25 protein-coding genes and 1 tRNA gene are annotated in these 22159 nt (G+C 71.6%); 18 read left to right on the top strand and 8 right to left on the bottom strand.

Features of this window, described 5'->3' with window-relative positions; genetic code table 11:
* Positions 1 to 148: 148 nt before the first annotated feature.
* Positions 149 to 1321: a Gfo/Idh/MocA family oxidoreductase gene (locus O7543_RS15960; RefSeq protein WP_281553096.1), complete on the top strand. Its 1173-nt coding sequence runs from the start codon at positions 149 to 151 to the stop codon at positions 1319 to 1321.
* Positions 1314 to 2171, top strand: coding sequence for a sugar phosphate isomerase/epimerase family protein (locus O7543_RS15955; protein WP_281553097.1), 858 nt, complete (start codon positions 1314 to 1316; stop codon positions 2169 to 2171). The genes O7543_RS15960 and O7543_RS15955 overlap by 8 nt, the downstream gene beginning before the upstream one ends.
* Before the next feature lie 20 nt (positions 2172 to 2191).
* Here O7543_RS15955 and trxA read toward each other — a convergent pair whose 3' ends face one another.
* The gene (gene trxA / locus O7543_RS15950; protein WP_281553098.1) at positions 2192 to 2554 is read right to left on the bottom strand and encodes a thioredoxin; all 363 of its coding nucleotides are present in this window, start codon (positions 2552 to 2554) and stop codon (positions 2192 to 2194) included.
* A 579-nt stretch (positions 2555 to 3133) separates the two neighbouring features.
* On the opposite strand from trxA, the gene O7543_RS15945 reads away from it, so the two are divergent.
* The 9 genes from O7543_RS15945 (at position 3134) to O7543_RS15905 (ending at position 10460) form a co-directional block, all read left to right on the top strand.
* Positions 3134 to 3775 carry an RNA methyltransferase gene (locus tag O7543_RS15945; RefSeq protein ID WP_281555409.1) on the top strand — a complete coding sequence of 214 codons (642 nt, stop codon included), beginning with the start codon at positions 3134 to 3136 and terminating at the stop codon, positions 3773 to 3775.
* Between the two features lie 182 nt (positions 3776 to 3957).
* Positions 3958 to 4677 (top strand): DUF6758 family protein, encoded by a 720-nt coding sequence (locus O7543_RS15940; RefSeq protein ID WP_348650014.1) that lies wholly within the window; start codon positions 3958 to 3960, stop codon positions 4675 to 4677.
* A gap of 106 nt (positions 4678 to 4783) precedes the next feature.
* A complete protein-coding gene (locus O7543_RS15935; protein ID WP_199757972.1) occupies positions 4784 to 4942 on the top strand; it encodes a hypothetical protein in 159 nt (52 codons plus the stop codon).
* 6 nt (positions 4943 to 4948) lie between these two features.
* The gene (locus tag O7543_RS15930) at positions 4949 to 5833 is read left to right on the top strand and encodes a PH domain-containing protein (protein ID WP_281553099.1); all 885 of its coding nucleotides are present in this window, start codon (positions 4949 to 4951) and stop codon (positions 5831 to 5833) included.
* A gap of 103 nt (positions 5834 to 5936) precedes the next feature.
* Entirely contained in the window at positions 5937 to 6560 is a 624-nt protein-coding gene (locus tag O7543_RS15925; protein WP_281553100.1) for a SigE family RNA polymerase sigma factor, read from the top strand.
* A gap of 70 nt (positions 6561 to 6630) precedes the next feature.
* Positions 6631 to 7914, top strand: coding sequence for a hypothetical protein (locus O7543_RS15920; protein ID WP_281553101.1), 1284 nt, complete (start codon positions 6631 to 6633; stop codon positions 7912 to 7914).
* Complete coding sequence (locus O7543_RS15915) at positions 7911 to 8768, top strand: PHP domain-containing protein (RefSeq protein WP_281553102.1); 858 nt, start codon at positions 7911 to 7913, stop codon at positions 8766 to 8768. The genes O7543_RS15920 and O7543_RS15915 overlap by 4 nt, the downstream gene beginning before the upstream one ends.
* An 89-nt stretch (positions 8769 to 8857) precedes the next feature.
* A complete protein-coding gene (locus O7543_RS15910; protein WP_281553103.1) occupies positions 8858 to 9472 on the top strand; it encodes a MarC family protein in 615 nt (204 codons plus the stop codon).
* A gap of 133 nt (positions 9473 to 9605) precedes the next feature.
* A complete protein-coding gene (locus O7543_RS15905; RefSeq protein WP_281567494.1) occupies positions 9606 to 10460 on the top strand; it encodes a PD-(D/E)XK nuclease family protein in 855 nt (284 codons plus the stop codon).
* Here the strand turns inward: O7543_RS15905 and O7543_RS15900 are convergent.
* From O7543_RS15900 to O7543_RS15890, 3 genes are all read right to left on the bottom strand, one after another.
* Positions 10423 to 11310 carry an oxygenase MpaB family protein gene (locus O7543_RS15900; protein WP_281567133.1) on the bottom strand — a complete coding sequence of 296 codons (888 nt, stop codon included), beginning with the start codon at positions 11308 to 11310 and terminating at the stop codon, positions 10423 to 10425. The two genes, O7543_RS15905 and O7543_RS15900, sit on opposite strands and share 38 nt — an antisense overlap.
* Positions 11307 to 11726: a Fur family transcriptional regulator gene (locus tag O7543_RS15895; RefSeq protein WP_281553105.1), complete on the bottom strand. Its 420-nt coding sequence runs from the start codon at positions 11724 to 11726 to the stop codon at positions 11307 to 11309. Before O7543_RS15895 ends, O7543_RS15900 begins: the two co-directional genes overlap by 4 nt.
* A 116-nt stretch (positions 11727 to 11842) precedes the next feature.
* Positions 11843 to 12163 (bottom strand): translation initiation factor 2, encoded by a 321-nt coding sequence (locus O7543_RS15890; protein ID WP_281553106.1) that lies wholly within the window; start codon positions 12161 to 12163, stop codon positions 11843 to 11845.
* A 117-nt stretch (positions 12164 to 12280) separates the two neighbouring features.
* On the opposite strand from O7543_RS15890, the gene O7543_RS15885 reads away from it, so the two are divergent.
* Positions 12281 to 12463 carry a hypothetical protein gene (locus O7543_RS15885; RefSeq protein ID WP_281553107.1) on the top strand — a complete coding sequence of 61 codons (183 nt, stop codon included), beginning with the start codon at positions 12281 to 12283 and terminating at the stop codon, positions 12461 to 12463.
* Positions 12464 to 12491: 28 nt separating this feature from the next.
* Here O7543_RS15885 and O7543_RS15880 read toward each other — a convergent pair whose 3' ends face one another.
* On the bottom strand, positions 12492 to 12896 hold the full coding sequence (locus tag O7543_RS15880; RefSeq protein ID WP_281567132.1) for an FmdB family zinc ribbon protein: 405 nt from the start codon (positions 12894 to 12896) through the stop codon (positions 12492 to 12494).
* A gap of 100 nt (positions 12897 to 12996) precedes the next feature.
* On the bottom strand, positions 12997 to 13665 hold the full coding sequence (locus O7543_RS15875; protein ID WP_281567131.1) for a 5-formyltetrahydrofolate cyclo-ligase: 669 nt from the start codon (positions 13663 to 13665) through the stop codon (positions 12997 to 12999).
* 84 nt (positions 13666 to 13749) lie between these two features.
* Between O7543_RS15875 and O7543_RS15870 the strand changes: the two genes are divergently transcribed.
* From O7543_RS15870 to O7543_RS15845, 6 genes are all read left to right on the top strand, one after another.
* Complete coding sequence (locus O7543_RS15870; RefSeq protein ID WP_281567130.1) at positions 13750 to 16155, top strand: diguanylate cyclase; 2406 nt, start codon at positions 13750 to 13752, stop codon at positions 16153 to 16155.
* 9 nt (positions 16156 to 16164) lie between these two features.
* The gene (locus tag O7543_RS15865) at positions 16165 to 17124 is read left to right on the top strand and encodes a UTP--glucose-1-phosphate uridylyltransferase (RefSeq protein WP_281553111.1); all 960 of its coding nucleotides are present in this window, start codon (positions 16165 to 16167) and stop codon (positions 17122 to 17124) included.
* On the top strand, positions 17121 to 18440 hold the full coding sequence (gene glp / locus O7543_RS15860; protein WP_281553112.1) for a gephyrin-like molybdotransferase Glp: 1320 nt from the start codon (positions 17121 to 17123) through the stop codon (positions 18438 to 18440). The genes O7543_RS15865 and glp overlap by 4 nt, the downstream gene beginning before the upstream one ends.
* Entirely contained in the window at positions 18437 to 19078 is a 642-nt protein-coding gene (locus tag O7543_RS15855) for a GNAT family protein (protein ID WP_281553113.1), read from the top strand. Before glp ends, O7543_RS15855 begins: the two co-directional genes overlap by 4 nt.
* A gap of 143 nt (positions 19079 to 19221) precedes the next feature.
* Entirely contained in the window at positions 19222 to 20058 is an 837-nt protein-coding gene (locus tag O7543_RS15850; RefSeq protein ID WP_281553114.1) for a hypothetical protein, read from the top strand.
* A gap of 98 nt (positions 20059 to 20156) precedes the next feature.
* Positions 20157 to 20233: transfer RNA gene (locus O7543_RS15845), tRNA-Ala, on the top strand.
* Between the two features lie 105 nt (positions 20234 to 20338).
* Here O7543_RS15845 and O7543_RS15840 read toward each other — a convergent pair.
* Positions 20339 to 21442, bottom strand: a complete 1104-nt coding sequence (locus O7543_RS15840; protein WP_281553115.1) for an ATP-binding protein — start codon at positions 21440 to 21442, stop codon at positions 20339 to 20341.
* Positions 21439 to 22098, bottom strand: coding sequence for a response regulator transcription factor (locus O7543_RS15835; protein ID WP_281567129.1), 660 nt, complete (start codon positions 22096 to 22098; stop codon positions 21439 to 21441). The genes O7543_RS15840 and O7543_RS15835 overlap by 4 nt, the downstream gene beginning before the upstream one ends.
* Between the last annotated feature and the right edge of the window lie 61 nt (positions 22099 to 22159).

Below are 22159 nucleotides of genomic sequence, written 5' to 3'. Positions count from 1 at the left end.
GCGTACGCCGGAAAGCGCTTACCTCAGGGGTTCCCACTGCCTCGCTGACCTGCGCCGGACACCTGACACTTCCCGCCAGCCCAACTTTCTCGCTAGCACAGCTCGCTAGCACGAACTCCCACCACCACCAAGTCGAAGGAGGCGAGGCATGGCCCGCACCACCATCGGGATCATCCTCAACGGTGTCACCGGTCGGATGGGATACCGGCAGCACCTGGTCCGGTCCTTGCTCGCCATCCGGGACCAAGGTGGACTGTTGCTGGCCGACGGCACCCGGCTGTGGCCGGAACCAGTGCTGGTCGGGCGGAACGAGAACAAGCTGCGTGAAGTCGCCGACCGGCACGGCCTCACCGAGTGGACCACCGATCTCGCCGCCGCGATGGCCCGCCCCGACCTGCAGATCTACTTCGACGCGCAGGTCACCGCGCAGCGGGAGAAGTCGCTGCGGCTGGCGATCGAGGCGGGCAAACACATCTACACCGAGAAGCCCACCGCCGAGGATCTGGCCGGTGCGGTCGACCTGGCCCGGCTCGCCGACGCGGCCGGGATCAAGCACGGTGTCGTGCAGGACAAGCTGTTCCTGCCCGGCCTGCGTAAGCTCGATCGGCTGGTCAAGGGCGGCTTCTTCGGCCGGATCCTGTCGGTACGCGGCGAATTCGGCTACTGGGTGTTCGAGGGGGACTGGCAGTCCGCGCAGCGGCCGTCGTGGAACTACCGGGCGGCGGACGGCGGCGGGATCACCGTGGACATGTTCCCGCACTGGCACTACGTGCTGGAGCAGATCTTCGGCCGGGTGACGTCGGTGACCGCGCAGGTGGCCACTCACGTCGACCGCCGCTGGGACGAGTCGGGCGAACCGTACGACGCCACGGCGGACGACGCCGCGTACGGCATCTTCGAGATCGACCGGCCGGGGCCCGACGGTGGCCGGATCATCGCCCAGATCAACTCGTCCTGGGCGGTCCGGGTGTACCGCGACGAACTGGTGGAGTTCCAGGTGGACGGCACCGAGGGCAGTGCGGTCGCCGGGTTGCGCGACTGCCGGGTCCAGCACCGCTCGACCACGCCGAAACCAGTGTGGAACCCGGACCTGCCGGTCACCGAGGAGTTCCGCGCGCAGTGGCAGACGGTGCCCGACAACGAGGAGTTCGACAACGGGTTCAAGGCGCAGTGGGAGCTTTTCCTGCGGCACGTCGTCGAGGACGCCCCGTACGGCTGGGACCTGTGGGCCGGCGCGCGGGGGGTGCAGCTCGCCGAACTGGGCCTGCGGTCGGCACGGGAGGGCCGGCGGATCGAGGTGCCGGAGCTGACCGGTGAGTGACCCGTTCGCCGGGATCGAGGTACCGGCGGCCGGTGTCGGGCCGGTGCCGCCCCGGTTCGCGCTCAACGCGGCGACCACCCGACGCTGGCCGCTGCCGGAGCTGGTCGCCGGCTGCGTCGCCGTCGGGGTCCGCGGGGTCGGCCTGTGGCGCGAGGAGACCGCCGCGTACGGACTGCGCCGCACCGCCGAACTGTGCCGGGGTGCCGGTCTGCCGGTCACCTCGCTGTGCCGGGGCGGCTTTTTCGGCTCGGACGACTGGTACGACGACAACCGGCGCGCCATCGACGAGGCCGCCGAACTCGGCGCCCCGGTCCTCGTGCTGGTCTCGGGCGGCCAGGACGGCCGAGATCTGGATGGTGCCCGGGCCCGGGTCGGTGACGCGGTCGGCCGACTGGTTCCGTACGCGTTGCAGGCCGGGGTGACCCTGGCGATCGAGCCGTTGCATCCGATGTTCTGCGCCGACCGGTGCGTGGTGTCGACGCTCGGCCAGGCGCTGGATCTCGCTGAGCCGTACCCGGCGGAGGCGGTCGGCGTGGTGGTCGACACCTACCACGTGTGGTGGGACGACCAGGTGTGGGCGCAGATCGAGCGGGCCGGTCGGGCCGGTCGGATCGCCTGCTTCCAACTCGCCGACTGGATCACCCCGCTGCCGGCGGGGGTCCTGCTGGGACGCGGTCTGCCGGGCTCCGGCTGCATCGACCTCGGCAGGTTCGCCACGGCGGTGGACGCGGCCGGCTACACCGGGCCGGTGGAGGTCGAGGTGTTCCACGAGCTGGTGTGGCAGCGACCGGGAGCCCAGGTGCTGGCGGCCACGGTCGCGGGCTACCGGTCAGCGGTCGGCGACCGGTAGCCCGCCCTGACCGTGCACGGTCAGTGGTTGTGCGATGCCAGCTGCTTGCGAACGTCGTCCATGTCGAGCGCCCTGACCTGCTCGATCAGCGACTCCAATGCGGACTCCGGGAGCGCGCCGGGCTGCGCGAAGACGACGACGCCGTCGCGGATGGCCATGATCGTCGGGATTGACCGGATGTCGAACTTGGCGGCGAGCGCCTGCTGCGCCTCGGTGTCCACCTTGCCGAAGGTGATGTCGGTGTGCTTCTCGGACGAGCGCTCGTAGACGGGCGCGAACCGCACGCAGGGTTTGCACCAACTCGCCCAGAAATCAACCAGGACGATGCCGTCGCCGGAGGTTACCTCGTCGAAGTTCTCGGCGGTTAGCTCAGCGGTTGCCATCGATGTCTCCGATCGCCAGATGTGGGGCCGTGATTCCCCGGTCTACCGTGGGAAACCGCTCTGCGTGCTACGGCATTCCCGATCGATACCTCGCGAAACGCGCCAACTCGCGGTCACTCATCGTGATGGGAGCGTTTCCAGCAGTTCTTGCAGGTGGTGCCCGGTTTCATCGAAAAGTGGCGGGGTGACTAGGACAAACACCGCCGCTGGTGGATCGGTTGGGTCTTCGATTTGACTACTCACTGTAACGTAACAAAACGATAACTGTGACTTCCGTCTCCGCTCCTGCCCTTCCCGAGCCGGGGTGGGTCCGGCAGAATCTCAAGACATCAGAGCGTGGACGGCGGGTGCCGGGGAGGGCCCCGCCGTTCATTGCGTCCAGGCCCGGAAACGAGGCCCGTCCAGGAGCGCGGGGACGCGCGGCCACCGGCCCACCGGTCGCCCCTGGGGCGCGACGTCCCGCATCCCGGTGCCGGTGTGACGGGTCCGTAGGCTCTGCAGAGCGTGGAACAGTGGCAGAGCGCAGCGCGGTCGGGTCCGCCGGTCGGCGACGGAGTCAGTGACGACGCCCGGGCCGACGTGGCGCAGATCGGCGTCGGCCCGTGGCCCGGTGACTGGCCCTCGGACCCACGTTACGACCCCGAACTGCTCGCCGCCGGGGACCGCCGCAACGTCGTCGACCGTTACCGGTACTGGCGCCGCGAGTCGATCGTCGCCGACCTCGACCAGCGCCGGCACTCGTTCCATGTGGCGATCGAGAACTGGCAGCACGACCTGAACATCGGCACGGTGGTCCGTAACGCGAACGCCTTTCTCGCCGCCGAGGTGCACATCGTCGGGCGGCGTCGGTGGAACCGCCGGGGTGCCATGGTCACCGACCGGTACCAGCACGTCCGCCACCACGCCGACATCGCCGGTCTGCTGGCCTGGGCAGGTCGGCTCCGACTGCCGGTCGTCGGGATCGACAATTTGGCCGGTTCCCGGCCGATCGAGACGGTACGGTTGCCGCGCCGCTGCGTCCTGCTGTTCGGACAGGAGGGCCCCGGTCTGTCCGACGACGCCCGGGCCGGCTGCGAGCTGCTGTTCTCGATCGCCCAGTACGGTTCCACCCGGTCGATCAACGCCGGCGTGGCGAGCGGCATCGCGATGCACGCGTGGATCCAGGCGCACGCCGGGCCACCGCCGGACCCCGCCGGGCCACCGGCACCGACCCGGCGGTAGCCGCGCACGGGCCGGACGGCAGCCGCGTCGACCGGGCTGAGGCCGGGTGGACTCGGGCGGTAGCGGCGAAGGTCCTGGCCAGGTGGGCGTACCGACCCGCGACAGAGGGAAAGAACGACTGAAAAAGCCGGTTCGCTTGACGGGGGAGCGGCGCGGCGAGCAACGTGGGTGGCGTGGGTGTGATGGTGAGCTGTCCTCGCTGCGGAGGCCCGGTGCGGCCGCCTGACCTGATGCACACCGAGTCCCGCTGTGACGGTTGCGGGCCGGTGCCCCCGCTGCACGTCGCCGAGCACATCGGGGCCGAGATCGTCGCGAGTGTGGCGCACCGGCTGCTGGCCACCGCCGGGCCGGGTGCGGCCGTGCCGGTGCCACTGTGGGCGATCTGGCCGCTGCTGGCAGGCTGGACGTTGACCGGTGTCGGCTGGGTCGGCGACGACCGGGAGGCGGTCCGGGCGACGGTCACCGCGTTCAGCGGCCCCGCTCCGGTCTCCGGCGGGCCGGCAGATCTGGTGCTGGTGGCCGAGGAGCCCGGGGTGGGTCTGGGCACCCGGTTCGCCGGGCTACCCGGCCCGGATCCCGGGCAGTTGCTGGCCGGAGTGCTCGGTGACCGGCCGGCGGTCGGTGACCGTCGATCCACCGGCGGTAGCGGTCCGGGCGGTGGCGGTCCGCACGCCAAGTTGCGGGCTGGTGGACATCCGACTCCCTTGTGGTCGATTCCGGCCGAGCCGGACCGCTGTGCCTACGTCGGCGAGGCGCGCGGCCTGTGGCTGTACGCAGTGGCCTGGCCGGCGAACGCCGGCTACCTGCTGGCCGAGGAGATCGTCCTGCACGACCTGTCCGAGGAGGTGCCGGCCGGGATCGTGTACGGCGCGCCGTCGCCGTACCTGCACGGGAAAGCGTGAACACCTTTTCCCACGATCAACTACACCACCGTGGGACGATGGGCTGATATTCTAGTAACGCCGGGACGAGCGTCGCGGCGCGCCACACGGAGGGGGATGGCCCGCAATGGTCAAGAAGGTCCTCACCTGGGGCGGAATCGCGTTCCTGATTTTCTTCGTCGCGTTCCGGCCTGACTCGGCGGCCGACGTGTTCAAGTCGGTGGGCGGCGGGATCGTCGACATAGCGCAAGGGTTCGGCGACTTCTTCACCAGCCTCGTGGCCTAGTCGCCCATGGGCAACCCCTCCGAGCCCCCCGACGCTGACGACGAGGCCGCCCGCCGGCGCCGTCAACGCGACACCGAGCCGATTCCGCAGATCCATCCGGAGGACGGCCCCCACTTCGGTGCGGGGCCGTCCTACGGGGATGGTCCGGCGTACTCGGATGGTCCGGCGTACGCCAGCAGCGCCGGTTACGGCGGCCGGTCCGGTGGTGGCACCCGCCAGGTGCCCGACGAGCCGATCATCAGTTACTCGCCGCCGGACATCTCCGCCGACGAGCTTGCCGGCCTGCAGGTCGACGCCTCCGGCATGCCGGTGCAGCCGCGCCGGGTGCTGCCACTTGAGGACGAGCCGACCCCGCTGGTCGCGCGGTACCTCTTCCCCACCGAACGCTACCGGGGCGAGTGGAAACGGCACTGGATCCACCTGATCACCCCACTGCTGATCGGGGTGGTCGCGACCTTCGTCCTCGGCTACCTCTCCGGCTTTCTCGCCGGGCAGGACGTCGGTGGGCTGACCACGGTGGCGGTGCTGCTCTGGCTCGGTGTGCTCGGCTGGGTCGGCTGGAAGATCGCCGACTGGTGGTTCGACCGCTTCATTCTCACCAACAAGCGGGTGATGGTGGTGAACGGCATCGTCACCCGTAACGTGGCGATGATGCCGCTGCTGCGGGTGACCGACATGAAGTACGAGCAGTCACCGCTCGGCCGCTTCCTCAACTACGGCACGTTCATTCTCGAGTCGGCCGGCCAAGAGCAGGCGCTACGCGAGGTCAAGCACCTGCCGAACCCGAACGAGCTCTACCTCCGGGTGGTCGAGGAGATGTACGAGCCGCAGGCTGTGGAGGCACGGTTGAGCAAGGACGAAGCCGCCGCCAAGGCGGAAGACGGAGCGTGACGGCGTCGCGGTTGCGTCCCTCCGCCCGGCCCCGCCACCGGTCGGTCCGACCCCGACACCGTCCTGTCCGGCGTACCGTGTCCGGCGACGGGGGAGGTAGCCGATGACGCCCAGGGACTCCGTGGAGGAGGACTTCCGCGAGTTCGTCGCATCCCGTTCCGGGGCGCTGCTGCGTACCGCCTATCTGCTCGCCGGTGACTGGGCGACCGCCGAGGACCTGCTGCAGACCGCGCTGACCAAGACGTACCTGGCCTGGAAGCGGCTCGGCCAGATCGAGGCGGTCGAGCCGTACGCCCGCCGGGTGCTGGTCAACACCGCGACCAGTTGGTGGCGTCGACGCTGGCACGGTGAACGTCCCACGGAGACGCTGCCGGAACGGGCCGGCCCGGACCTCATCCAACAGCAGCTGGACCGGGACGTGCTCTGGCGCCATGTCAAGGCGTTGCCAGCCCGGCAACGTGCGGTACTGGTACTGCGCTACTACGAAGACCTCTCCGAGGCCCAGACCGCCGCGCTGTTGAACATCTCACCGGGCACGGTGAAGAGTCAGACTTCCCGGGCGCTCGGCACGCTGCGCAAACGGCTCGCCGCCGAGGAACCACACCTCGCTCCGGCCACAGTCACATCCCGCCCAACCCGGCCCGCCGTGGCGGTGCCGACCACCGCCCGCCCGCTGCCGGCACCGACCCAGGCGGCACCGGTCCGATCCACCCGAGTAGTGGTGTAGCGAACCGGTGACTCCCCTTTCCGGACCGCCCAGCGACAACCTTCCACCGACACGGCGGCGTCCATCTGTCGTGGCGACCGACGACCTTGAGCGAGCGCTGCGGCAGTGCCTTAGCGACCAGGCCGTCGACCCACCCGCGGTCGCCGATCTCGCCGACCGCGCGGTGCGTCGGGCCCGGCGGTCCCGCCGGGCCCGCAACGGAGCCGCTGCGGCGGTCGGTCTCTGCCTGTTCGCCACCGCCGGCGTCGCCAGTAGCCATCTGCTGGTCGTTGACGGCTTGGAACCGCCGACCCTGGCTGAACCGCTGGCGGTGACCGGCGGGGACGTCGCAGCCAGCACCCCGGCCGCTCCGGCTGCCCCGCTGCCGTTCAGTGAAGACCTGCGCAGTCAACCGCTGGCCGCCACCCAGGCACCTCCGGTCGACCTCGTGGTGGCCGGCGAACTGCACACCGTCGACGGCCAGCGGATGGACCTCGCCCAGATCGGTGGCGTCGCCCAGGCCAGCCGGTTGGCGGACGGTTGGCTCGTCGTTACCGAGACATCGGCAGACGGTGCGGCCGGAGTGTGGTTCGTGGCCCCCGACACCGCTCCGCAGGTGGTACTCGCCGGTGTCGACGCGGTTGCGGTCGATCCGGTCGGTACCCGGATCGCCTGGCGGCACGGCGCCGAGCTGACCGTGGCCTCGGTGGTGCACGGTGAGCTGGCCGGCGCCAGACGCGGTCGGGCACCGGAGCAGAGCCGGCCGGTCGGCTTCGCCGGCGACGCCGTACTGCTGGAACGCGAGGGAGGCGGCGAGCGGCGCCGCGGCTACGGCGTCTGGCGGCCCGGCCAGGGTGAGGGGACCAGCTGGAGCGAGACAGCCAGTGTCGTGTACGGCGCGTTGCCGGACGGACAGACCGTCGTCGCCCAGGTGCACGATGCGTCCGGCGGTCCCTGCCTGGCCCTGCTGGATGTCGAACAGGGCCTCACCGCGGTGAAGACCGCCTGTACGGTGCCGTTGACCGGAGACGGCCGGGGAGCGGTCTCCGCGGACGGCAGGTGGCTGGTAGCCAACGGAGTCGCGGACGCGCGGGCGGCCAGCGAGCCGGAGCTGGCCCTGCTCGTCGACCTGAACCAGGTCTTCGACGACCAGATCGGCGCGGTGCGGGAAGCCGGGCAGCGGCTTGCCGGCAGCACCGTCTGGGTGGATCAGGACAGCGTGGTGCACGCGGCCGGCGTCAACCAGTTGGTCCAGATCAACGTGGACCGGATCAGCACTGGCCAGGGTGGAGCGGTGGAGCACATCGCCGTACCAGCCTCGACCGCCGTCGACGCCGAACCGGTGCTGGTCGCCGGTGCCCCGGACCGCCGATGACTGTCGACAGCCGGATCGACCTGCACACCCATTCCACCGCCAGCGACGGCACCGTCGATCCGGCGGACCTGGTCCGGCAGGCCAGCGCCGCAGGTCTCACGGTGCTGGCACTCACCGACCATGACACCACCGCCGGCTGGGCACCGGCGGCCGCGGCCCGCCCGCCCGGGCTCACGCTGATCCGGGGCGCCGAGATCTCCTGCCGGTGGTACGGCACCGAGCCGTCCATCCCGCTGCACCTGCTCGGCTACCTGTTCGATCCGACCTACGCTCCGTTGACCGCCGAGCTGGACCGGATCCGGGCGGCCCGGGCGGTACGCGGCGAGCGTATCGTTGACCGGCTGCGCGCCGACGGCTTCGACATCAGCTGGGACGCGGTGCTCGGCTACGCCGCCGGCGGCTCCGTCGGCCGGCCGCACATCGCCCAGGCCCTGATCCGGGCCGGCCTGGTCGCCGACACCGACGAGGCGTTCCGGCCGGAATGGCTCGGCCAGCGTTACCGGCTGCCAAAGGACGACCTCGACGTCTTCGCCGCCGTCCGGCTGGTGCACGAGGCGGGCGGGGTCACGGTTTTCGCCCACCCGGCCGCGACCAAGCGAGGGCGGACCGTGCCGGACAGCATGGTCGCCGACCTGGCGGCGGCCGGGCTGACCGGCCTGGAGGCTGACCACGCCGATCACCGGCCGGACCAGCGGGCACACGTACGCCGGCTCGCCGACGGGCTCGGGCTGGTCGCCACCGGTTCCTCCGACTACCACGGCAGCCACAAGACGGTCCGGCTGGGCGAGCACACCACCACTGCGGCGGCGTACGAACGGCTGGTGGCGGCGGCTCACGGCGTACCACCGATCTGACCCCGACCAGGACCCGGGTGCTGAGCGCGACCAAGGATCCGGTCCTGCCCCGTCCGGACCGGCGATTCGTCGGTCACTAGGTTGACCTGGTGAGCTTCAAGCTGTTCGGCGAGGTCTTCGTGACCCTGCTGGTGATCACCGATCCGCCCGGCATGGTGCCGATCTTCCTCGCACTCACCGGAGCGTTGCCGGTCCGGGAACGCCGTCGGGCCGCCTGGCAAGCGGTGGCGCTGGCCCTCGGCGTGATCGTGGTCTTCGCGGTCGCCGGGCAGACGCTGCTCGCCTACCTGCACATCGAGTTGCCGGCGCTGCAGGCCGCGGGCGGACTGTTGCTCATCCTGGTGGCGCTGGAACTGCTCACCGGCAAGGCCGACGACCCGGGCCAGCAGGCGACGTCCAACATCGCGTTGGTCCCGCTGGGCACCCCGCTGCTGGCTGGTCCGGGTGCGATCGTGGCGACCATGCTGTTCGTGCAGCGTGCCGAGACCGTCGCCGACCATCTGGCGATCGCGCTCGGCATCGTCGCGGTGATGGTGGTGGTCTGGCTGACGTTGCGGTTCTCCGGCGGCATCGTCAAGGTGCTCCGGCCGGGCGGCATCGAGGTGCTGACCCGGATCGCCGGCCTGCTGCTCGCCGCGATCGCAGTCCAGCTGATCGCCGACGCCGTCGCCGCCTTTGTCCGCTCCTATGTGGCCGCCGGCTGACCGTCGGCGGTCCCGTGGCAGGATCGGGGACGTGTCCCGACCTTCCTCCCCGTCGGGCCGGCGGCCCTCCGGCGCCGCCCGTCCGGCCAAGGGTGCCCGTCCCGCCCAGGCCGAGCAGCTCGGTTTCGACGGTATGCCCGAGCGGCTCTTCGTCTGTACGCCGAGCAAGCTGGCCGCGTTCGTGGACTGTCCCCGTCGCTTCCGCTACAGCTACGTCGACCGGCCGGCGCCGCCCAAAGGCCCGCCGTGGGCGCACAACTCACTCGGCGCCAGCGTGCACACCGCGCTGCGGGCCTGGTTCGCCCGCCCGGTGCAGCAGCGCCGCCCGGAGGCGGCGGCAGCCCTGCTCAAGGGCACCTGGGTGCGCGACGGGTACCGCGACGAGGAGCAGGAACGCGCCGCGTACCGGCAGGCCCTGCAGTGGCTGGAGGCGTACCTGGAGCAGCTTGACCCGAACGTCGAGCCGCTCGGCGTCGAACGGGTGGTGGCGGCGAAGACGGCGGTGCTGGCCTTCAACGGTCGGGCCGACCGGATCGACGCCCGGACCGGACCGGACGGCCCGGAGGCGGTGATCGTCGACTACAAGACCGGGCGGGCCGGGCTGACATCCGACGACGCGCGTGGCTCGCAGGCGCTCGCGCTGTACGCGTACGCCGCGCAGCGGGTCTTCCGCCGGCCCTGCCGGCGGGTGGAGCTGCACCATCTGCCGACCGGTACGGTGAGCTCCTTCGAACACAGCAGTGAGTCGCTCGACCGGCAGGTCACCCGGGCGGAGGCGACGGCCCGGGACATCACCGCTGCGGAGCGGGCCGTCGCCGACGGCGCAGACCCGGACGACGCGTTTCCGGCGTCGCCGGGCACGCTCTGCGGCTGGTGCGACTACCGACGGGTGTGCCCGGCCGGTGACGGCTACCCGGAGCAGCAGCAGTGGGCCGCCGTCGACCGGCTGCTCACGGCGCCCCCGCAGCCGCGTACGCCGCAGGAGTGACCGGGGCGGCGGCCCGTTCCGCCCGGTCGCGTGCGGCGGCGCGGATCGGCCCCTCCACCAGGTTGCGCGGCACCGCCCGCAACGCCAACCGCAGGCCACGGGCAGCGACCGCCGCGCAGCGGTCGGTGGTCGGCAGGCCAAGGCCGCCGTACATCCGCCGGGCCCAGGCCGGCAGCAGGCCGATCGCGGTGGCCGCCACCCCGAGGTACGCCAGCCGGGGCGGGCCGAAACCCAACCCGAGCCGCCACGGCAGACTGAGCTGACCGGGTACCGGCGGGGCGGTGAGGAACAGCGCGGTGTCGGCCGCCTCGCGGGTCATCCGCAGGTCCGGTCGGACCGCCCGGTAGTACGCGTCGACATCGGCCGCGCTGCCGGGGACGCTGTCCGGGTCGAGCCCGACCAGTGCCGCGCTGCGCCGCTGCTCGGCGTAGTAGCGGTCCACCTCGGCCGGGGTCAGCCGCAGGCCGGCGCGGGTGGCGGTGTCCAGGAACGACTCGACCTCGGCGACGTGTACCCAGCGCAGCAGGTCGGGTTCGTCGACGCGGAACTCGGTGCCGGTGGACGGGTCGGTGGCCCGCAGGCGGGCGTGCAGCCGGCGGATCCGGGCGGCGGCGGCGTCCGCCTCGGCGGTGGTGCCCCAGACCGTGGTCGCCACGTAGGTGGACGTGCGCATCAGCCGGCCGAATGGATCGGCGCGGTAGCTCGAGTTCTGTGCAACCCCGGCGATGGCCCTCGGGTGCAGCGCCTGCAGGTACAGGCTGCGTAGCCCGGCGACGACGAGAACAGGCTCGTCGTGCACCCGCCAGGTGACCGATCCGGGCCCGAACAGCCCGAGGCCGTCGTCGGTCACCGGGCCGCCCGCGCCTGACAACCGGGACACAACCCCCAGAAGGTGACTTCCGCCTCGTCAATCGCGAAGCCGTGGTCGGCGGTCGGCTCCAGGCACGGCGCGGCGCCGACCGCGCAGTCGACGTCGCCGACCACGCCGCATTCGCGGCAGACCACGTGATGGTGGTTGTCCCCGGTGCGCCGCTCGTACCGTGCCGCGCCACCGGCCGGCTCGATCCGTCGGGCCAGACCGGCCTCGGCGAAGACATTGAGCACGTCGTAGACCGCCTGGGTGGAGACGGATTCGATGCGGCTGCGCACCTGACGGGCGATCTCGTCTACGCCGAGATGCCCGCCTTGCGCGAGCACGTCGAGGACGGCGAGCCGTGGCCGGGTGACTCGCAGACCCCGGCTGCGCAACTCCTCCTCTGCCGGCATCTGTCCATCGAAACACGCAGGTGGGCGCGGTACAAGATAGAACCGTGGGCACCGTGGCGGTGGCCACAGCGGGTTCGGGTGGTTGCCGCGCGGTGCGCGTGCGCCAGGTCCGCCGGTCAGAACACCAGCCGGGAGCAGAGCAGACAAGTCAGGATGATCATGACAGCGGCAGCGATCATGCCGACGCCGTAGGTGACCGTACGGGCGTTGCGCTCCTCGCCGTCGAGCGCCGCCAGGTTCTGCAACGGCAGCGTACCGGGTGGCGCCGGATTGACCAGCACCGGTGGACGCCAGCCGGGCGGCGGCGGAGCGCCGACCGGCGGCCCGCTGTAGTTGACTGGCCCGACACCGGCCGACCTGCCCGGTCCACCGCCGGGACCGTCCGGGTCCGGGCGCCGCCAGTACGCGTCGTCGCCCGCGCCGTCATCTGTGGTCACGACAGACGACGTTACCAATTCACCTGCCTGCCCTGACGGCTCGGCCAGTGCGGTGTCGGGCTCCGAAGGATCACCGGCGGGGCGGTAGCCTGGTGGAGTGCGAACAACGGACGAGCGGTGACCGGCCTGACCGTGCCGGACGGCCGTGGTGGCGATGATCGTCTCGTCGACCTGAGCGACGACGACGCGCCGCTGCTGCCCGAGCAGACCAGCGACGACACCGACCTGGGCTGGGGCGAGCGGACCACCAGATCGGACGACGCATGGTTGTTGGCCGAGCGGCCGCCGCACTGGAGCTGACAGTGGGTCTGCCCGCCGTCGGTCCGGGTCAGCTGTTCGCTGACCCGGCTGCGGCAGGTGCCTTGGTCGAGCCGCCGGACGCCGACGTACCGCCGGAACTGCTCGACGAGCTGCCACCGCTGTCGGTCTTGCCACCGCTGTCGGTCTTGCCACCGCTGTCGGTCTTGCCGCCGGAGGATGCCGCGCCGTCCTTTTTCTCCGCGGGCTTGTCCGACGACGGCGCCGAGGAGCCGTTGGCCGAGCCGCCGCCCTGGCCGCTGCGCGAGTCGGTCCGGTAGAAGCCGGAGCCCTTGAAGACGATGCCCACCGAGTTGAACACCTTGCGAAGTTTCCCGGCGCACGACGGGCAGTCGCGCAGTGGCTCGTCGGTGAACGACTGCACCGCCTCGAGCTGGTGTCCGCACGCGGTGCAGGCGTACTGGTACGTAGGCACGGTCTCCTCCGACACTGGCTAGGCCATCTGGCACTCAACCCATTCGAGTGCCAATGATCCGCCATCGGACCCCGCTACGTCCAGCGGGAAGCGGCAGAGCTCACCGCATGGGAGTGAACCAGCGCACCTCCGACGGTGTGATCACCGCTGCCACCGGTCGGTCGTGCGGCTCTGCCGGGACCCGGGGCAGGAGCTCGCCGTCGTGCAGCAGCGCGACCACCGGTACGCCACCGGGTACCCGGGCGAGCGCCCGGTCGTAGGAGCCGCCACCACGACCCAGCCGTACGCCGTGGTGGTCGACGGCGAGGGCCGGTACCACGATGAGCCCGACATCGGCCACCGCCGAGCGGCCCAGCCGGGGACCGGCCGGTTGGCGCAGACCAGCGGTGCCTGTCCGGCCGGATGTGCCTGTCCGGCCGGATGTGCCTGCCCGGCCCGTCGTGCCGGTCGGATTCGGCCCGTCGAACCGGGCCCAGTCGAGGTCCCGGTCGGGCAGCAGGACCGGCAGCAGCACCCGGTCCGGTCCGCCGACCGCCTCGGCGAGCAGACCGGCGAGCCCCGGACCACCGGGTTCGCTGCCGATCGGCAGGTACCCGGCGACCTGCGCCGGCCTGACCCGATCGATCAGCTGACGTACGGTGGCCCCGACCCGGCGACCGGCCAGGGTGAGCTGATCGGACGTCAGCTTGCGCCGCTGCGCGAGAATGTCAGCACGGAGTCTGTCCTTGCTCGATGGACAGAGGTTCGCTCCATCGGGAAAATCCGACACTCAACACTCCTGGTGGCAACCGCGGCGGAATATCTGGCTTGTGTCAGCATCGCACCATCAGGTGCAGAATCCTCTGGGGGAAGCGTGACCCTGCGCGGACGGTTGACCACCGCTTTCCTCACGGTCGTGCTCGGACCTGTCCTGCTCGGGGCGTTCTTCGTCGGCGCGACCGTCGCGGCGGTCGGGCAGAGCCGCTCCACCGAACGCCTCGACCTGGCCACCGCCAGCGTCGGCACTTCAGTCAACGCGCTGTGTAGCCAGCTGGAGGCTGCTGCGGGCGCAGTGGCTCTGCTGCTGCCCGATCGGGCCCGACTGGCCGTTGCCGCTGACCAGGCGGTGGCCCGCAGCCTCGCCTCCGCAGTCCAGGTGACCGGCCCGGACGGTGCGTCGATCGTGGCCACCGCCGACCCGCCGTCGGCGCCCTGGGTCGACTGTGCGAGCGGGCGGGACGACAACGGTGGAGCTGACAGCACCGGTAGTGGACAGTCGTGGCAGGCGCCACCGGTGGACACCGGCCCTGGACCGCCGACCGGCACCGGGTCGCCGGACGCCGCCGACTCGGCGACGGCACCCGCGCCGGACGGCGCCGGTGGCAGCGGGGCGATGCCGACCCTCGCGGCGATCGTCGAGGTCCGGGACGAGAACGACGTCCTGGTCGGTCAGGTGTCAGCGGTCAAGCTGCTGGACCCCGACCTCGTCGCCCGGCTCGCCGCATCGACCGGGGTGGGCATCACCCTGCTCGCCGGCACCGACCGGGCCACGGTGGTACACAGCACCGAGCCGCCCGAGGTGCGGGGAAACGTGGTGGCCACCGCCGGCCGGCTCGCCGACGGCGGGACCAGCTGGACCGACGGCGGCCGGCAGGTGCGCCGGCTCGGCCCGGACGACGGTCAGCTGCTGCCGATGGTGCTGTCCACCCCACGCGACCAGCTGTCCGGCCTGTACGCGGTGCTGGTGGCGACGGTCGTCCTGGCAGGACTGCTCGCGGTGGTCGCCGCCTGGTGGCTGGCCCGGTCCACCACGCAGCCACTGGCCGAACTCGCCGACGCCGCGAGTCGGGTGGTCGACGGTGACCTGGCCGCCCGGGTTCCGGTACGCGGCTCGGACGAGGTGAGCGAGCTCGCCACCATCTTCAACCGGATGACCCGCGAGGCCCAGGCGTACGTGCAGGCCCTGACCGCGAGCCGGGACCAGCTGCGCGGCCAGCTGACGATTCTGGGCGACACCCTGTCGAGCACCCACGATCTGCAGCGCATCCTGCGGGTGATCCTGCAGACCGCGCTTGCCGCGACCGGGGCGCGGGACGGTGCCGTCCTGGTGCTCGACCCGGCGGCCGGGGTACTGGTCGGCCAGTCGTCCAACCGGTCGACCCCGGCCGACACCGGCCCGGCCACCACGTCGTCCGGCACCGGCCCGGCGGTCGATCAGCCGGCGGGACCGGACACAGCCGCCAGCCAGGCGGGGCCGGACGGGACGCTGCACGTGCCGCTCGGCAGTGGGCTGCTCGGCACGGTGGCCGTCAGTGGTCAGCCGAAACGGGGACGGATCGAACGCGACGGTCCGGCCCTGTCGGCGTACGAGCCGGCCTGCCGGACCTATGTCGCGGTGCCCTTCTCGGTGCCGAACTGGACCGATGAGCTCGGCGTGGGGGCGCCCGGGGCGGGGGGGCAGCGTGCCCCCGGCCGGCACGGTCCGGGCGCGCCCGCCGCGTTCGGGGTGCTGGCCGTCTACGACCGGCTCGGCGGCGACGAGTTCGACGACGCCGATCTGATGACGCTGCGAACCTTCGCCGGGCATGCGGCGGTGGCGGTCAACAACGTACGGATGCACAAGGAGGCCGAACGGCTGTCGGTGACCGACCCGCTGACCGGGCTGTGGAACTACCGGCACCTGCGGGAGTCGATCCACCGGGAGATCGAACGGGCCAACCGGTTCGGTCGGATGCTCGCCGTACTCGTGCTCGACCTGGACCGGTTCAAGGACATCAACGACACGTACGGGCACGCGGCCGGGGACAGCGTCCTGGTCGAGTTCGCCCGCCGGATCCGCGCCGAGATCCGTGAGGTGGACCTGGCCTTCCGACAGGGCGGCGAGGAGTTCGTGGTGCTGCTGCCGGAGACCGACGTCCGTGGCGCGGCCACCGTCGCGGAGCGGCTCTGCGCCGCGATCCGGGACCGCCCGATCCGGGTCGAGCCGTACGCCGGGGCCGGTCGGCGCGGGCACGCCACCGTGTCGGTAACGGTATCGATCGGCATCGCCGTCTACCCGGACCACGCTGGCGACGGCGAGGAGGTCCTCGACGCCGCCGACGACGCGCTGTACGCCGCGAAAGCAGCTGGCCGGGACACTTTTCATGTCGCTGACCGGGCGCCGGCCCGGTCGACCCGGGTACCGGCAGGCGGCGGCGCGGCCACCCCGGAGGGCGGACCGTCGCGCGGTGGCGGCGCGTCTTTCGGGCCACACCCGCCGAGACAGACCCGTGGCCGATAGTCTCGCGGCATGTCGGAGCATGCAGCCACCCCAGCAACGACCCCCACCGCAAACGCGGATCAGCGGGCGGTGAAGGCGGTCATCCCTGCCGCCGGGCTCGCCACCCGGTTCCTGCCGGCCACCAAGGCCGTGCCGAAGGAACTCCTCCCGCTGGTCGACCGGCCGGTCCTGCAGTACATCGTCGAGGAGGCCACCGCCGCCGGGATCAACGACGTACTGTTGATCACCGGCCGTGGCAAGACCTCCATGGTCGACCACTTCGACCGGCAGCCCTACCTGGAAGGCCGGCTCGCAGACAAGGGCGACCAGGAGCGGCTGGCCGCGATCCGGCGGCCGAGCGAGCTGGCCGAAATCTACACCTGCCGCCAGCACGAACCGCTCGGGCTGGGCCACGCGGTGGGCTGCGCGCAGAGCCACGTCGGCAACGAACCGTTCGCGGTGCTGCTCGGCGACGAGTTCGTCGACGAGAACGACCCGCTGCTGCCGGCCATGATCGACCTGCAGGCCCGAGCCGGCGGGATCGTGCTGGCCTTCATGGAGGTGCCGCCGGCCGAAACCAAGCGGTACGGCATCGCGTCGGTCGAACCGGCCGCCGAGTCGGTGCAGAACGGCGCCGACATCGTCCGGGTCACCGGGCTGGTGGAGAAGCCGTCGGCCGAGGACGCGCCGAGCAACCTCGCGGTGCTGGGCCGCTACGTGCTGCCGCCGAGCATCTTCGAGGCGATCAAGCGGACCAAACCGGGCAGCGGCGGCGAGATCCAGCTGACCGACGCGATGGCGATGCTGCTGGCCGAGGGGACACCGGTGCACGGCATCGTCTACCGGGGCACCCGCTACGACACTGGAGCGCCCCTGGGCTACCTGCAGGCCGTGGTGCAGATTGCCTGTCAGCGGGAAGGGCTCGGCGACGAGTTCCGGGCGTGGCTGAAGGAGTTCGTGGCCGACGCGCCAGGGGTGCCCTCTACATGACCGCGACGGCCGGTGCCGAGGCGGCCTTCAACGAGCTGACGCCGCTCGCCGAATACCTGGGCAGTGTGCTGCGCAGGATTCGGCCGCTGCCGCCGCTCGACCTCGACCTGACCCAGGCGCACGGCAACCTCCTCGCCGAGGATGTCGTGGCACCGCACGCCTTTCCCGCGTTCGACCAGGCCGTCATCGACGGCTACGCGGCACGCTGGGAGGACATCGCCTCGGCCGGCCGGGGGAGCAGGGTGATCCCGGCCAGCCGGTCGGCGACCCCGGCCGTACCCCGCTCGGTGCGCCTCAACGTGGTGGGCGACCTGGGCGCGGCGAGCTGGCGGCCGGTCCGGCTGACCCCGGGCACCTGCTTCTCGGTGGCGGCCGGGGCGCCGTTGCCGATCGCCGCCGACGTGGTGGTGCCGATCGACTGGACCGATCAGGGCATGGCCGCAGTGGAGATCTTCCAGGTGCCCCGGCGCGGCTCCGGGCTGCGGCGGGCCGGCGACGAACTGCCGGCCGGGGCGGTCCTGGCCCGCGCCGGCTCGTACGTGACGCCGGCGATGGTGGCGGTCTTCGCCGCTACCGGGATCGGGCACGTGGCGGTCCGGCCCAGTCCGCGGGTGGTGATCGTGGCGACCGGTGACGAACTGGTCGACGTGGGCCGCAGCAGCCAGCCGGGGCAGGTGGTGGACGCGAACTCGCACGCGCTCACCGCCGCTGTCGCCGAGGTGGGCGCGCTGGCGTACCGGGTGGGCATCTGCGACGACGATCCGGAGGGGCTGCGGGGGCTGCTCGAGGATCAGGCGATGCGGGCCGATCTGATCATCACCACCGGCGGCACCGGCACCGGGCCCGGCGACATGGTCCGGCGGATCTTTTCCCGACGGGAAGGGGGCCGTGCGGGGCCGGTCACCTTCACCGAGGTCGCGCTCTATCCCGGAACGGCCCTCGGATTCGGTACGGTCGGAGCCGAGGAGGTGCCCGTGGTCTGCCTGCCCGGGGAACCCGGCTCCGCGCTGGTCGGGTTCGAGGTGCTGGCCCGGCCGGTGATCCAGTTGCTGGCCGGTGCCGAGCCGGTGTTCCGGCCGAGTGTGCGTGCCCATCTGCTGGAGACCGTGTCATCGCCGGTCGGCCTGCGGGAGTTCCGTCCGGCCAACGTCGCGGAGCGGCGTGGCGGCGGCTACACCGTGCAGCCGCTGCCCGGCGGGCCGTTCACCCTGTCCGGGCTGGCCGAGGCGAACGGCCTGCTGGTGCTCGGTGAGCGGGTGACCACCGCCGCCGCCGGTTCCACCGTCGACGTGTTGCTGCTGGATCGGCAGCGGTGATCGGGGACGAGGCTCCGGGCTGGCCGGTGGTGCTCACCGACGGTCCGGTGCTGCTGCGGCCGTACCGTCGCAGTGACGCCGCCGACTGGTCGGCGGTCCGGCAGCGCAACCATCGCTGGCTGGCCCCGTGGGAGCCGGCCCCGCCGGGGCCGTGGCACGAGCTCAACTCCCCGGACGCGTTCCGCTATCTCTACCGTGACCAGCGTCGACAGTCGCGGCGCGGTGAGAGCATGCCGTTCGCGGTCTGTCTGGTCGAGACGGGCGGCGAGCGGCTGGTGGGTCACCTGAACATCGGCAACATCGTGCGGCGGGCGTTCTGCTCCGGCTACGCCGGCTACTGGGTGGACGCGGCTGTCGCCGGGCGGGGGGTGATCCCGACCGCGTTGGCCCTGGCGGTGGACCATGCCTTCGCCGCCGGTGGACTGCACCGGATCGAGGTCAACGTCCGACCGGAGAACATCCCGTCACGGCGTGTAGTCGAGAAGCTGGGTTTCCGTGAGGAGTCCTACCATCATCGTTACATGCACATCGACGGTGCCTGGCGTGACCACATCGGATACGCCCTGACCAGCGAGGATGTGCTGGTCGAAGGAGGACTGCTGGCTCGCTGGCGGCGGCTGCAGGCCAGTGCCCACTGAACACAACCGCCGGCCGTGGTCGGCGCGGCGTACAAAATTCCTGGTCGGACGCCCGTAACCTCAAGTAACGAGAAGGTACGGCAACCTATCAAGCCTTTCATGTCCGTGCATGGGCGGCGGGTTGCCTCGGGGTGACGGGAGGGGTGAGGGTGCCGACCTCGGTGCTCCTCGCCGTCCTCGCCGCCGCCGGGCTGCTCGCCCTCGCACCGGCGCTGGTCCGCCGGTACGACGCTACCGAGCGCCTGGTGGCGGAGCGGGCGCAGTCGACGGCGCGGGTGCTGCAACGCCGCCGCCGTCGGCGCACCGTGCCCGGAAAACGGCCGGTCAACCCGCCCCGACGGCTCAGTGTGCGCCGTGCGGTCGGTCCGGAAGGTGGTACGGCGTCCGACGCCGGGTCGTTCAACGATCCGTCCGCTCCAATGCCGGCCGCCGGTCGACCAGGTGCCGGTCGACGGGGTGGCCGGCTGCGCCTCGTCCCGACCGTCGGCGTCCGACCGCGCCGTGCACCGGCTCGTCGGCACACCCCGGCGGTGGTCCGTCGACGCCGGGTCTTCGCCGCGTTGCTGCTGCTCAACCTGGTCGAGCTGATCGGCGTGCTGGTGGTCGGCCCCGGCTTCTGGATCAGCTTCGCGGTCACCGCAGTGCTGCTCGCCGTCTACCTGGTGCACCTGCGCAACCGGGCGATCGCCGAGCGCCGACGCCGTCGGCACCGCGCCCGGGAAGCGGCCTGGCTGGCCGCCCGGCAGGCCGAAGTACGCCGCGAGCAGGCCCGCCGGGCCGCCGCCCGCCGGGAGCAGCAGCGCCGGCTCGCCGCCCAGCGGGAGGTGATGCGCCGCGCCGCGATGGGCCTGGACCGGCCGCGTGACCTGCCGGCCGCGGCCAGCGGCGGCGGGGTCGGCGGGTCAGTCTCCTACCGCCGTACGGGTGGCCTGCGGGGCCGGGCCTACGAGGCCGGCCGCAGCTACGACGGCCGGTCCTGACCGGGGCTCCCGGGCGGGATCGATTCGCGCACCGGGTGCCCGACCTGTTAGCCTTGTCGCCGGTCCACTGCTGGTCTGGCAGCGGGTCACCCGATTCTGGGGCTGTGGCGCAGTCCGGTAGCGCACCTCGTTCGCATCGAGGGGGTCAGGGGTTCGAATCCCCTCAGCTCCACCACCAAGAGGCAGCAGACCAAGTGCGGGTTCTCGGGGATCGAGAGACCGCCCTCGTTTGACCACGCTGACGGTTCATCATCCACCCAGGAGACAGTCGCCGGCGGCCTCAGGCCGAGGCGGTGGGCGAGGACGCGGCGGGGAACGACACCTGGACACGAAGGCCGTCGTGGCCGGTGGACGAGGCCGCGATGATGCCGTCGTGTGCCCGGGTGATCGAGCGGGCTATCGCCAGTCCGAGCCCGGCCCCGCCGCTGTGGTCGATACGGGTCCCGGACCGGCGCCGGAAAGGCTCGAACAGGGCCGACACCTCCTCGACCGGCACGTCGTCGCCGGTGTTCGACACGACCAGGGCAGGGTCGTCACCGACCTGCACCTCGATGACCCCGCCGGGCCGGTTGTACTTCAGGGCATTCTGCACAAGGTTGGCGACCAGCCGCTCCAGCAGCACCTGCTCGCCGAGCACCGCCCGGGGCTGGAGCCGGCTGGTGATCGTGACCCCGGCTTCGGTAGCCCGCGCCTGATGAGCGTCGAGCACCGCGGCCACGATCCGGTCGAGCCGCTGTGGTGTCCGGGCGACCAGACCGCGGTCGCTCTCGCTGAGCACCAGCAGCCCTTCGATCAGGCGCTCGTTGCGCTCATTGGTCGCCAGCAACTGGGTCGTGAGGAGTTCGAGCTGCTCGGCGGTCAGGGTCCGGGCCATGCCGACCTCGATCAGTGTCCGTTGCACGGCGAGCGGGGTACGCAGCTCGTGGGACGCGTCCGCGGCAAACCGGCGTTGTGCCTCGTAGCCGACGGCTATCCGATCCATCATCTCGTCGATCGCTCGGCCCAGCTCGGCCAGCTCGGAACGGCCCGGACCTGGGCGGAGCCGGTAACCCAGATTCGTCGGTCCGACGTTCGCGATCTCGGCCGCCAGCTTCCGGATCGGCCGCAGGCACCACCGCACCATCGGGTACGCGGCGGCCAACATCACCGCCAGCGCGGCGGCGAGGGCGATCGCAGGGGGGATGCTGGGTCGCCGGAACATCTGCACACAGATGAACGACGCATCGCTGTCCGGCGCCTGTCCCGGTGGAACGCCGCACCAATCAATACTGATGGCCTGCCACCACGCGAGTGCCTGCCCGGCGAGCACCGGCGCGAACTGGGCCGTGAACAGGAGCACGCCACACAGCAGCAAGATCCGTCGGGTCGGTGTCCAGAAACTCATGGACCTAGCTGGTATCCGGCACGTGGCACCGTGTGGATCACCTCAGGTTCACCCAGCTTGCGGCGCAGCGTCATTACGGTCATGCGGACTGAGTTGGTGAACGGGTCAGCGTGCTCGTCCCAGGCCTGTTCCAGCAGGTCCTCGGCGCTGACGACGCCACCACCGGCCCGCATCAGCACGTGCAGAACGGCGAACTCCTTCGGAGACAGCGACAGCAGCCGACCGTCGCGGGTGGCCGTGTGCCGCATGGCGTCCAGCACGATCCCGCTGCGCTCCAACACCGGCGGCAACGCCGGGCCCGAGCGCCGGGACAGAGCCTGGATCCGGGCGACGAGCTCGGCGAACGCGAACGGCTTGGTCAGGTAGTCGTCGGCACCGAGGCCGAGACCTTCGACACGGTCGCGGATGCCGGCCGCTGCGGTCAGCAGCAGCACCCGGGTGCCGTCACCGGAGTCGACGATCGATCGGCACACCTCGTCACCGGTGTGTCCCGGCATGTCCCGGTCGATGACGGCCACGTCGTACCGGTTGACCCCGAGTCGTTCCAAGGCTCCGTCTCCGTCGTACACCACGTCGACGGCCATCGACAGCCGGCGCAGTCCTTCGCCGACCGTGTCGGCCAGCAATCGCTCGTCGTCCGCCACCAGCACCCGCACGCCGTGTCCTTCCGCTGCCCGTCCCGGCTGCCGACAGATTCGCACAACTCGGATAAAGGAT

The sequence above is a fragment of the Solwaraspora sp. WMMA2080 genome (genome assembly GCF_027497395.1).
Lineage (GTDB): Bacteria > Actinomycetota > Actinomycetes > Mycobacteriales > Micromonosporaceae > Micromonospora_E.
This window is presented reverse-complemented; position numbering and strand designations above follow the sequence as displayed.